Here is an 11,584-nt window from a genome sequence, read left to right on the forward strand (position 1 = left end):
TTTGGACGTACTTTCGCTGATCCCGCAATTCGGCAATCTGCTGTGGACGATTGTTGCATTTGTTATTGCGCTGTCGGTCATTGTGGCCGTGCATGAATATGGCCATTACATTGTGGGCCGGTGGTCTGGTATCCATGCCGAAGTCTTTTCGCTCGGGTTTGGGCCGGTGCTCTGGAGCCGCAAGGATAAGCGCGGAACCAAGTGGCAGATCGCAGCGTTGCCTTTTGGTGGATACGTGAAATTTCTGGGCGACGCCAATGCGGCCTCGGGCAAGGATGAAGAGGCAATGGAAGACATCGCGACCCAAAATCCTGAGGAGTTGCGCCGCACCATGCACGGCGCCCCGCTGTGGGCAAGGGCGGCAACTGTCGCGGCTGGCCCGGTCTTTAATTTCGCCATGTCCATTCTGGTTTTTGGCCTGATCTTCTGGTCACAGGGCGTTTCGCGTGAACCCCTGACCGTTGGCGCGTTGCAGCCTTTGCCAGGCACCGTGCAGGAATTGCGCGAGGGAGATGTGATTACGGCTATCGCCGGTCGTCCGACACCGGACTATGACGAAGAAGTCGCATGGAAGGAATTCATCGACCAGCTGCCTGTTCAACCGGTTCTGGATTATTCCGTGATCCGCGATGGCCAACCCCTTGAGGTTCAGGCCCCCTGGATGCTTCCGCCGCTGATCCGTCAGGTTGCTCCGCGTAGCGCGGCTATGGATATCCAACTGAAGCAAGGGGATGTCATCACCTCGGTCAATGGTGAACCGATCTTTGCTTTCGAACAGCTAAAGGATCATGTCGAAGGATCGGACGGCCGCGTCTTGTTGCTTGAAGTCTGGCGGGATGGGTCCGAGTTGGAATTTGCCCTGGCGCCCCGGCGCACGGATGAACCGCAGCCTGATGGTGGTTTTGTCACCCATTGGCGCATCGGAATCGTCGGCGGCATGATGCTGGAGCCTGCAACCGTACCGGCTGGTCTTTTTGATTCCCTAAAGGGCGGTGTCATCCAGACTGGCCGCATCATCGAAGGGTCCTTGTCCGGCATGTGGCACATGGTGACAGGTGCAATCAGCACCTGCAACATCTCGGGGCCAATCGGAATTGCCGAAACTTCGGGGGCGATGGCCAGCCAGGGGGCACAGAATTTTATCTTCTTCATTGCTGTCCTGTCGACGGCGGTCGGGTTGTTGAACCTGTTTCCCATTCCCGCGCTGGATGGCGGACATCTCGTCTTCTACGCCTATGAGGCCATTGCCGGGAAACCGCCCAGCGATCGGGCGTTGCGAATACTCATGGGCATTGGAATCTCGATCATTCTAACCCTGATGCTGTTTTCGGTCAGCAACGACCTGTTCTGCTGAATGTGGCGGCTGGAGCAGATTCCAGCCGCATTACCGCCATATTTTAGCGCTACAACATTCCCGTCTAAAGGGAACAGTCATGTCCAAAACGCTGAAAAAATCGTATCAAAGCTTTAGCTTCCTGTTCATGTTGAATTGGGATGTTATGCTGAGTTTTGCCGTTACAGCGTTGGCGATGGCTGGGGCCGCCTATCTGGCGGGAATGTGATTCTCGGGAAAATCGTAGGTCTGTTGTCGCGAAGCCGTCTGCCTAACTGCTTCGATATCGCCTTTTGACAAGCTCATTCAATCCCGTTACTCAGCATTAAAGTCTCAAAATTCTGGGTAGAGCATAAAATGACTGACAGGCGAGACGCAGGCACATCCTGCGGGGGGCATATGCCGACAAACAATATTTTGTGGCAGGCGCTAACGGTTTTTTTCCTTTTTGTTGCGGTAAGTTTACTGGCGTTTCCGCATGCGGCATCGGCGCAAAACTACACAATCAACTCGTTCGATGTTGAAGGGAACCGCCGGATCGAAACCGGAACAATTATCGCTCGGACCGGAATCGAACCGGGCCAGACTGTAACTGCCGGGCAGCTTAACGATGCCTATCAGCGTTTGCTTGACAGTGGTGTATTTGAGACAGTTGAACTGACGCCGCGCGGCACGACTCTGGTCATTCAGGTCCAGGAATATCCAACGATCAACCAGATCAGCATCGAAGGGAACGCTCGCGTCAAAGACGACGTTCTTCTGGACGTGATCTCGTCGCAACCCCGCCGGGTCTTTACGCCACAGGCGGCCGAAGCAGACGCCGACACCATTGCCGAAGTGTATTCCGCCCAGGGTCGCGTCGCGGCAACCGTTATTCCTCGCATTATCCGTCGCAGCGACAACCGGGTTGATCTGGTCTTTGAAGTGGCAGAAGGCACGACCATTGAGGTCGAGCGCGTCAGCTTTGTCGGCAACCGCGCCTATTCGGACCGCCGGTTGCGCCGGGTTCTGGAAACCAAGCAGGCAACCTTCCTGCGGACATTCTTCCGCAACGACACGTTTATCGGCGACCGCATTGAATTCGACAAACAGGTCATTCGCGATTTCTACCTTTCGCGGGGCTATATCGATTTCCGTGTGAACAGCGCCAACGTCGAATTTACCCGCGAACGGGATGCGTTCTTTCTGGTGATGAACGTCACCGAAGGTCAGAAGTTCTCGTTTGGAAAGATCACGACGGTTAGTGAAATCGCCGGCGTTGATGCAGCGCCTTATCAGGATGTGCTGAAAATCAAACCGGGCGTGACGTATACGCCGACGCTGGTGGAAAACTCGATCGCGCGGCAAGAACGCCTTGGGTTGAAACAGGGTGTCGATTTCCTGCGGGTTGAACCGCGTGTGACGCGCAATGACCGTGATCTTACCCTGGACATTGAATTTGTTCTGACGAAAGGTCCGCGGATTTTTGTTGAACGGATCGATATCGAAGGCAACACCACCACGCTGGACCGTGTGATCCGCCGCCAGTTTGACACTGTAGAAGGTGACCCCTTCAACCCGCGTGAAATCCGTCAGGCCGCGGAACGCATCAATGCGCTTGGGTTCTTTGCAGTTGCGGAGGTCGAGCCTCGGGAAGGATCGTCACCCAGCCAGGTCATTCTGGATGTGGATGTCGAGGAACAGCCTACAGGTTCGCTGAGCCTTGGCGGCAGCTACTCGGTCACAGACGGCTTCGGGATTGCAATCGGCCTGAACGAGGCAAACTTCCTGGGACGCGGTCAGAATCTTGGTGTTTCGATCTCGACAGCACAGGATTCAGAACAGTACACGATTAACTTTACCGAACCCTATTTGCTGGGCCGAAAGCTGCGTTTCGATCTTGGACTGGGACTGTCGGCAACCAATTCCGGCTTTGCCAGCTACGACACGAGCTCGTTGTTCTTCACACCTCAGCTGACCTATGCAATCGGTGAACTGTCCGCTCTTCGTCTGCGCTATGGCTGGGACCGCAGCGAGATGACGCAACAAAGCAATCAGACCAATGGCGCAGTGATCGCATCCGAGATCGCACAAGGCAAACGGACGTCCAGTTCACTGGGACTGTCCTACATTTATGACAGCCGGATTGGTGGTCTGGACCCGAATTCTGGTGTTCTGTTCGAGGTAGGCGTCGACGCGGCAGGCCTTGGCGGTGATAACAAGTATTTCAAAACCACTGCGCGCGGTATCGCTCAAACGCGGGTCTGGAATGAAGAAGTGGTACTACGGGCCACATTGGAGCTGGGTGCGTTGAATTGGAGTGGAAATGACTTCAGCCGCACCGTCGACCGTTTTGTGTTGGGGCCTCGTACTTTCCGCGGTTTTGAGCCTGCGGGTCTTGGCCCGCGTGATTTGTCCAATGGTCAGGACGATGCCATCGGCGGCAACTATTACTGGGTCGCGCGTTTTGAAACCGATTTTCCCTTGGGTCTGCCCGAGGAACTGGGCCTGCGGGGCGGTCTGTTCTATGACGTTGGAAACCTTTACAACATCAACGATGTGAACACCGCAGGGGCAAATATCGTTGGCGCAGACGGGTCCATTCGTCACGTTATCGGTATCTCGGTCTTGTGGGAAACGCCGTTTGGACCTTTGCAGTTCAACTTTTCGAAGGCTCTGAAAAAGGAGACGTTCGACAAGGAACAGAACTTTGACCTGACCATTCAGGCCCGGTTCTGATCTGCGATGACGAACAGGTTCTTTACCTCGATACAGGGCCCGCTTTGGGCCCTGTGTGCATTTATGATGCTGTTTCAGGCCCTTTCGGCTGATGCGCAGCAGCTGGGTGTTCCGCAAGCCAGCGTGGTTACGTTGTCCGGTGAGCAGCTGTTCAAGAATTCCGCATTTGGGCAACGTGTGTTGCGCGAGATCGAAAAAGAAAGCGCAATGCTTGCGGAAGAAAATGAACGGATTGTCGCGGAACTCAGCCGAGAAGAAAAAGACCTGACCGAAAAGCGTGCGACCATGCCAGCGGAGGAGTTTCGCCCGCTGGCCGAAGCGTTCGATGTCAAGGTTCAGTCCCATCGAGACGGACAAAGGGCAAAGCTGGACGCGCTGGCACGTCGTAGCGAGGAAGCGCAGCAAACGTTTTTTGAAATTGTTCGCCCGATCCTTGTTGATTTGCTACGCGAATTCGGGGCCAGCGTGATCATCGAACGCTCCAATGTCGTTGTAAGCACGTCAGATATCACCGAGGCCGCGATAATCCGCGTGAACACGGCAATTGGCGATGGCAGCGGGTTGCAAAAGGACACAAGCGAATAGGTTCGCTTGCCCTTGCGAGGCTGTATTGCTAACCACGCTGAAAAAGAAACATTCAGAACGGGATACCTGAATCATGACAACGGAACCCAAAAGCGCCGATATTCAGTTGATCCAAAGGATCCTGCCGCATCGTTATCCGTTTTTGCTGGTCGACAAGGTGGTGGACATCTCTGGCTATCAATCAGCCCGAGGTATCAAGAACGTCACCATGAACGAGCCGCATTTCCAGGGCCACTTCCCGGGAACACCGATCATGCCGGGTGTTACCATCGTCGAGGCGATGGCGCAGACAGCAGGCGTAATGCTGGGCGTGGGTATGGATGTCATCGACACCGAGTTGCTGATCTATTTCATGAGCATCGACAAATGCAAATTCCGCAGGAAAGTTGTTCCTGGCGACGTCCTGGAAATGCATGTCGAAACGGTTCGCGGCAAGAAAGGTGGCAAGCTTTTCAAATTCAACGGCCGCGCAACTGTTGAAGGTGAAGTGGCCGCCGAGGCAGAATTCTCGGCCTATGTCGATTGGGATATGGAAAAAACAACATGAGCGGTATCCACCCCAGCGCGATTATCGAAGACGGGGCGCAGATCGGGCAGGATTGCGTCATCGGTCCTTTTAGCTATGTGGGCGCCAATGTAAAACTGGCTGATCGGGTCGAACTGAAGTCTCATGTCGTTGTGACCGGTGACACATCGATTGGCGAAGACACCGTGATCTTTAATTTTTCGGTGATCGGTGAGATTCCGCAGGACCTGAAATTTGGCGGTGAAAACACGCGCCTTGAAATCGGTCAGCGCAACCGCATTCGCGAGCACGTGACGATCAATACCGGGACCGAAGGTGGCGGCGGTGTAACCCGGATCGGGGATGATTGCCTGCTGATGGCAGGTGTTCATGTGGCCCATGACGTGCAGATCGGCAACCGGGTTATCATGGTGAACCACGCAGGGGCAGCTGGTCACTGCATCGTCGAGGATGATGTGATCGTCGGTGGCATTTCGGGCCTGCACCAGTGGGTGCGTGTTGGTCGCGGGGCGATCATCGGTGCGCTCACCATGGTGCCAAAGGACGTCATTCCCTACGGTTTGGTACAAGCCTCCCGGGGTGAGCTTGAAGGTCTGAACCTCGTGGGTCTCAAGCGTAAAGGTGTTTCGCGCGAAGACATCTCGGCGTTGCGTGCCGCGTTCAAGGAGCTGTCTGAAGGCGATGGAACATTCATGGATCGCGCCTACCGTCTTGGTCAGGGTAACGACAGCGACTATGTGCAGCGGATCGTTGATTTTGTCACCGGACACAGCGATCGGTCGTTCCTGACACCGAGGAAATAGGAACATGCTTGCGTTGATTGCGGGAACCGGGGCACTGCCGACCGAATTGGTTGCCCAACTGGCGGAACGTCCGCTGATCTGCGCGATGGAAGGGTTCCTGCCGGATGATCTGGTCGCAGATATCGTGTTTCCGCTTGAACAGCTTGGCAGTTTTATTGCCGGGCTTCAGGCGAAGGGCGTGACCGAGATTTGTATGGCCGGCGCAGTTCGGCGCCCGAAGGTTGATCCTAAACGTATTGACGCGGCGACGATGCCATTGGTTCCGGTGATCCAGCAGGCCATGCTGTCGGGTGATGACGGAGCATTGCGGGCTGTCATTGGCCTGTTGGAAGGCGCAGGATTGCGGGTGTGCGCCGCGCATGAAATCGCCCCTGGCCTGTTGCCGCCTTTGGGCTGTCTGACTGATGTGCACCCATCCGAGAGTGATATGGCAGATGCAGACCGCGCTGCCGGAATTCTGCGGGCCATGGGGGCTGTGGATATTGGTCAGGCCTGTGCAGTCTCAAAAGGGCAGGTGTTGGCAATCGAAGGCATCTTTGGAACCGCCTGGATGCTTCAATCCCTGACGCAACGCCCGGACGCGGGGGGCGGCATACTGTTCAAAGGCCCAAAGCCCGATCAAGATCGGCGTGCTGATCTGCCGGCCATCGGGCCAGATACCGTCACGGATGCGGTCGCGGCAGGCTTGTCTGGCATCGTTCTGGAAAAGGGCGGTGTGTTGGTTTTGGACAAAGAACAGGTCATCGCCGAATGTAACCGCCTTGGGCTGTTCCTGTATATTCGCGAGCGGGCGGTCTGATGCGCGTCTTTCTGGTCGCCGGTGAACCTTCGGGCGACCGGCTGGGCGGCGCGTTGATGGAGGGGCTGAAAACACTGATCCCCGATATTGAATTCGACGGCGTGGGCGGACCATTGATGGCGGCTCAGGGGCTGACCAGCCGGTTTCCGATGTCGGAACTTTCGGTGATGGGTTTGATCGAGGTTCTGCCGAAGTTTTTCCACCTCAAGCGTCGAATCTCGGAGACCGCGCAAGCAGTGTTGGACACGCGGCCGGACGTTCTGATCACCATCGACAGCCCCGATTTCAGCCTGCGTGTCGCCAAAATCGTCAAAGTCGCCAGTGATATCCGCACCGTGCATTACGTCGCGCCCAGTGTCTGGGCCTGGCGTCCGGGGCGAGCGGACAAAATGGCAAAGGTCATCGACCATGTGCTGGCACTGCTTCCGTTTGAGCCGCCATACATGGAGCGGGCAGGGATGGAGTGCGACTTTGTCGGCCACCCTGTTGCCAGCGAACCGACGGCAACACAGGCCGAGATTGCGGCCTTCCGGAGCAGGTACGACCTAGGGGATGCACCTGTCCTGCTGGCTCTGCCCGGATCGCGCCGGGGTGAGATCGAACGTCTGGCAGACACGTTCGGTGAGGCATTGCGGCTGTTTTTGACGGACCATCCCAGTTATCGTGTCGTGGTTCCAACCGTGGGTGCGACAACTGACCTGGTCAACGCTCTGACGCAAAGCTGGCCGGGCGCACCAATAGTGCTCGACCCGCGACAAATGGGGGCCGGGCAAGCCACGGTCGAAAAACGCGCGGCTTTTGGCACGGCATGTATCGCGCTGGCCGCTTCGGGTACGGTTTCTTTGGAACTGGCGGCGCAGAATACACCTATGGTGATCGCCTACAAACTCAATTGGCTGACCCAGAAAATGGCCGAACGCATGGTCAAGCTGGACACTGTTACATTGGTCAATCTGGTATCTGAAACACGCGCCGTGCCTGAATGCCTGCTGAACGATTGCCAGCCAGACAAGATCGCCAAAGCCCTGCATGATGTGACCAATGCCCCTGACGCTCAGCAACTCGCGATGAACCTGACAATGGAACGGTTGGGGCGCGGAGGAGAAGCTCCGGGGTTGCGGGCGGCACGAGCTGTGCTGGACAGAATGCAGATTAAGCATGCTTGATCACACGCTGTTCGCCGCTTCAGCCGGGGTTGCCATGATATCCACCAATCTGGACAATCTGGCCGTCCTACTGGGTTTGATATTGGTGATCGAGCAACGCCGCGCCATCATTGGCTTTGCCGTCGCGCAGACAATTGTTCTGACATTGGCCATGACCGTCGCATTGGGTGTTGACCAGAGCGGCGCACCGTTTTGGATCGGGTTTCTGGGTCTTGTACCACTGGCCTTTGGTTTGCGCGGAATCTGGCGGCAGTTTTTCGGGGCCAATTCTGAAGGAACCGAGGTAAAAGGGGCCGTAACATCGGTGGTTTCCCTGTTCCTGAGCCTGTCGATTGACAGTTTCGCGGTCATGACACCGCTATTGGCGGAGTCTGCCCCTTCATACCGTGTTGCCGCCTTGATCGGCGCAGCACTGGCCGCTTCAGTTCTGGTCGTAGTTGCCGCCTGGGGCGCACCTCGGGCCAAAAGCCTTGGGCCACGCGTCGCCCGTATGGATCGGATCGCCCCATATATCATGGTCTGCGTCGGGCTTTACATCCTCTTCAATTCGCCCACGGATGCCCTGTAACAGGCCTGTTTCGGCATTCCGTCTCGGGTTTGTTATCCGAGACCGTCTGTTGCAGCGGTGCGGACTTAAGATATCCTCGCTGAAAAGGAGATTTCATCATGACCCGCATCCCCCCTTTGTCAGACCCTGAGATGGCAGACGAGACACGCGCGTCACATGCGGCTTTGGGTGCTTATGGCCCGTTCGACAATTGGGCCCGGGTTGCCGCACATTGTCCACCGGTTCTGGAACATGTCGCGGGCATGTTGACGGCGTTGCGGGAACAGCAAACCTTGCCGCGTCGTGCGCTGGAACTGGCCATGGTGACGGTTTCCAAATTGAACGCCTGTGACTACTGCGTCTCGCATCATACTCCGCTGTTGACGGTTGCAGGTCTCAGCCCCGAAGGCGCGGCGCGCCTGCCAGATGTCGACAACCACCCCGAACTGGACGCGTGCGACAAGGCAGTCGTGCGATACGCCGAGGCGGTGACGACACGATCAGGCCGCATGCGCGACGCTGAGGTTTCCAACCTGCGGGACTGGTTCAGCGATGCCCAGATTGTCGAGTTAACCTGGCGCATCGCATTGTGCGGTGCATTCAACCGGTTCAACGATGCGCTTCAGATCCAGATCGAACCCGTGGTTGAACCCGTTTCAGCCTAGTATCCGCGCCAGATCCAGCCACCGCCAAAGATGCGGCTGCCTTCTGAGGCATAGAAGACGCAGGCCTGACCGGGCGAGATGCCTTCTTCGGGTGTCAGCAATTCCACCTCAGCAGCGGTGTCGGACAGCGGTCGAATAATGGCCTCGCGCGGGGGGCGGGTCGAACGGACCTTGACTGACAGGTGCCATTCTTCGCGCGATGTGAAGGCTTCATCGCCCAGCCAGTTGATCTCACGCACGGGAACGACACGCGTTGCCAGCATCTCTTTGGGGCCGACAACGACCTGTTTTTTGTCCACGTCCAGCTTGACCACATAAAGCGGCTCGCTCAGGCCGCCGATGCCCAAGCCGCGCCTTTGGCCGATCGTGTATTGGATCACCCCGTTGTGCTGCGCCAGAACGCGGCCATCGGCATGAACAATCTCACCCGGTTCCGCAGCACCGGGGCGCAGCTTTTCAATGACGTTGGCATAGTTGCCGTCGGGCACAAAGCAGATGTCCTGACTGTCGGGTTTGTCCGCCACAGACAACCCATATTGAGCCGCCATTTCGCGGGTCGCGTCTTTTGACGGCAAATGACCCAACGGGAAGCGCAGGAAATCAAGCTGTTCGGGCGTTGTCGAGAACAGGAAATAGGATTGATCCCGGTTAGCGTCTTCGGCGCTGTGCAGTTCCGGGCCGTTTGGCCCCATCTTGCGTTGGATATAGTGCCCGGTGGCCATACAGTCGGCCTCAAGATCCTTGGCGGTTTCCAGAAGGTCCTTGAATTTTACGCGCTCGTTGCAGCGAATGCAGGGGACGGGTGTTGCGCCTGCCAGATAGCTTTCCGCAAATTCATCGATCACCGCGTCCTTGAAGATGTTTTCATAGTCCAGAACATAATGGGGAAATCCACGCTCTTCCGCTACGCGGCGCGCATCGTGGATATCGATCCCGGCACAGCACGCCCCTTTCTTGGCCAAAGCCGCGCCATGGTCATAGAGTTGCAGTGTCACCCCCACCACATCATAGCCCTGATCGGCCAAGTAAGCCGCGACGACGGAGCTATCGACGCCCCCTGACATGGCCACAACCACCCGCGTTTCCGAGGGCGGTTTGGCAAAGCCAAGCGAGTTCAGCGGGGTCTCGGTGTCGAGGGCCATTGGCGGTTCCTGTCCGGGTTAAGAAAGACCGGCAGAATATAGGAAAATTCTACACACTCTCAAGGGGCGGTTTCATACGACCTTAAGTAGGCTGGTGCCAGCTTTGATGCAGCAAAAAGGGTAAAGCGATGTATTTGCACAAAGTGGAAGGGCCAAGGTCTGTTTCTCTGCCGGATGGATCCATACTGACGCGCGCCGATCTGCCGCCGACAAGCACTAGGCGGTGGGTAGCTTCACGCAAGATTCTGGTCGTGCGTGGGGTACTTTACGGGCTGATCAGCCTGTCTGAGGCAAAACAGAAATACGGCATCAGCGACGAAGAATTCAACGGCTGGGTTTCCCTGGTCGCGGAACACGGTGCCGAGGCTTTGAAAGCCACGGCCTTAAAAAAGTATAGACAACCTAAAGGCGAGCGAGAATAAATGATTCAACGGTAACGTCAGATTAACCATTCTTGGTCAGGTTTGATTTTAATTGGAATTATTGACCCGAATTGGAGCAGTGAAAATGCGTATACTTCTTGTCGAGGATGATCCGACCACGTCTAAAAGCATCGAACTGATGCTGACGCATGCGAACCTAAACGTTTATGCAACGGATCTTGGCGAAGAAGGTATCGATCTGGCAAAGCTCTACGATTACGACCTGATCTTGCTGGACCTGAACCTGCCGGACATGAACGGGCATGAAGTGTTGCGCCAGCTACGGATTGCCCGTGTGGAAACACCGATCCTGATCCTTTCGGGCGCAGATGATACGGACAGCAAGATCAAAGGTTTCGGGTTTGGCGCGGATGACTATCTGACCAAACCCTTCCACCGCGAAGAACTGGTGGCCCGCATTCATGCCATAATTCGCCGGTCGAAAGGGCATTCGCAGTCCATCATCCACACAGGTCGCGTGGCTGTAAATCTGGACGCCAAGACCGTTGAGGTGGACGGAAAAACCGTGCACCTGACAGGAAAAGAATACCAGATGCTGGAATTGCTCAGCTTGCGTAAGGGTACGACTCTGACCAAGGAAATGTTTCTGAATCACTTATACGGCGGCATGGATGAACCCGAGCTGAAAATCATCGACGTCTTCATCTGCAAACTGCGCAAAAAGCTCAGCAACGCAACGGGTGGCGAGAATTATATCGAAACCGTATGGGGCCGGGGTTACGTGTTGCGCGATCCGCAAAGCAACACTCTGGACGAGACGAGAATGGCGGTCGGCCTCTGATTTGAACCGTTTGTGTCGCTGGTAGTCCAGGGCGGCACGTTGCACTCACGGCTCAGCACATCTGGACCTGGCCATG

13 protein-coding genes are annotated in these 11,584 nt (G+C 56.3%); 12 read left to right on the forward strand and 1 reads right to left on the reverse strand.

Annotated features, from left to right (window positions below; all coding sequences use genetic code 11):
- Position 1: 1 nt before the first annotated feature.
- The 10 genes from rseP to ACR0ES_RS01370 all read left to right on the forward strand — a co-directional run bounded on the left by rseP (position 2) and on the right by ACR0ES_RS01370 (position 9,142).
- On the forward strand, positions 2 to 1,354 hold the full coding sequence (gene rseP, locus ACR0ES_RS01325; protein ID WP_480584175.1) for an RIP metalloprotease RseP: 1,353 nt from the start codon (positions 2 to 4) through the stop codon (positions 1,352 to 1,354).
- 79 nt (positions 1,355 to 1,433) lie between these two features.
- Positions 1,434 to 1,562: a hypothetical protein gene (locus ACR0ES_RS01330; RefSeq protein ID WP_267364732.1), complete on the forward strand. Its 129-nt coding sequence runs from the start codon at positions 1,434 to 1,436 to the stop codon at positions 1,560 to 1,562.
- A gap of 128 nt (positions 1,563 to 1,690) precedes the next feature.
- Positions 1,691 to 4,051 (forward strand): outer membrane protein assembly factor BamA, encoded by a 2,361-nt coding sequence (bamA, locus tag ACR0ES_RS01335; protein WP_267364733.1) that lies wholly within the window; start codon positions 1,691 to 1,693, stop codon positions 4,049 to 4,051.
- A gap of 6 nt (positions 4,052 to 4,057) precedes the next feature.
- Complete coding sequence (locus ACR0ES_RS01340; protein ID WP_480772671.1) at positions 4,058 to 4,636, forward strand: OmpH/Skp family outer membrane protein; 579 nt, start codon at positions 4,058 to 4,060, stop codon at positions 4,634 to 4,636.
- 73 nt (positions 4,637 to 4,709) lie between these two features.
- Positions 4,710 to 5,183 carry a 3-hydroxyacyl-ACP dehydratase FabZ gene (gene fabZ / locus ACR0ES_RS01345; protein ID WP_480558444.1) on the forward strand — a complete coding sequence of 158 codons (474 nt, stop codon included), beginning with the start codon at positions 4,710 to 4,712 and terminating at the stop codon, positions 5,181 to 5,183.
- Positions 5,180 to 5,965 (forward strand): acyl-ACP--UDP-N-acetylglucosamine O-acyltransferase, encoded by a 786-nt coding sequence (gene lpxA / locus ACR0ES_RS01350; protein ID WP_480558442.1) that lies wholly within the window; start codon positions 5,180 to 5,182, stop codon positions 5,963 to 5,965. Before fabZ ends, lpxA begins: the two co-directional genes overlap by 4 nt.
- A gap of 4 nt (positions 5,966 to 5,969) precedes the next feature.
- The gene (locus ACR0ES_RS01355) at positions 5,970 to 6,764 is read left to right on the forward strand and encodes an LpxI family protein (protein ID WP_480558440.1); all 795 of its coding nucleotides are present in this window, start codon (positions 5,970 to 5,972) and stop codon (positions 6,762 to 6,764) included.
- Positions 6,764 to 7,930: a lipid-A-disaccharide synthase gene (gene lpxB, locus ACR0ES_RS01360; protein WP_480558438.1), complete on the forward strand. Its 1,167-nt coding sequence runs from the start codon at positions 6,764 to 6,766 to the stop codon at positions 7,928 to 7,930. The genes ACR0ES_RS01355 and lpxB overlap by 1 nt, the downstream gene beginning before the upstream one ends.
- A complete protein-coding gene (locus tag ACR0ES_RS01365) occupies positions 7,923 to 8,498 on the forward strand; it encodes a hypothetical protein (protein ID WP_480472675.1) in 576 nt (191 codons plus the stop codon). The genes lpxB and ACR0ES_RS01365 overlap by 8 nt, the downstream gene beginning before the upstream one ends.
- Before the next feature lie 98 nt (positions 8,499 to 8,596).
- Complete coding sequence (locus ACR0ES_RS01370; RefSeq protein ID WP_480772674.1) at positions 8,597 to 9,142, forward strand: carboxymuconolactone decarboxylase family protein; 546 nt, start codon at positions 8,597 to 8,599, stop codon at positions 9,140 to 9,142.
- On the opposite strand, the gene mnmA is transcribed toward ACR0ES_RS01370, so the two are convergent.
- A complete protein-coding gene (mnmA, locus tag ACR0ES_RS01375; protein WP_480505229.1) occupies positions 9,139 to 10,284 on the reverse strand; it encodes a tRNA 2-thiouridine(34) synthase MnmA in 1,146 nt (381 codons plus the stop codon). The two genes, ACR0ES_RS01370 and mnmA, sit on opposite strands and share 4 nt — an antisense overlap.
- 128 nt (positions 10,285 to 10,412) lie before the next feature.
- Here mnmA and sciP point away from each other — a divergent pair, with 128 nt between their 5' ends.
- Both sciP and ctrA read left to right on the forward strand, forming a co-directional pair.
- Positions 10,413 to 10,706, forward strand: a complete 294-nt coding sequence (gene sciP / locus ACR0ES_RS01380; RefSeq protein WP_480558432.1) for a CtrA inhibitor SciP — start codon at positions 10,413 to 10,415, stop codon at positions 10,704 to 10,706.
- A gap of 85 nt (positions 10,707 to 10,791) precedes the next feature.
- The gene (gene ctrA, locus ACR0ES_RS01385; RefSeq protein ID WP_267364745.1) at positions 10,792 to 11,508 is read left to right on the forward strand and encodes a response regulator transcription factor CtrA; all 717 of its coding nucleotides are present in this window, start codon (positions 10,792 to 10,794) and stop codon (positions 11,506 to 11,508) included.
- Positions 11,509 to 11,584: the final 76 nt, after the last annotated feature.

This window comes from Ruegeria sp. N7 (genome assembly GCF_056531345.1).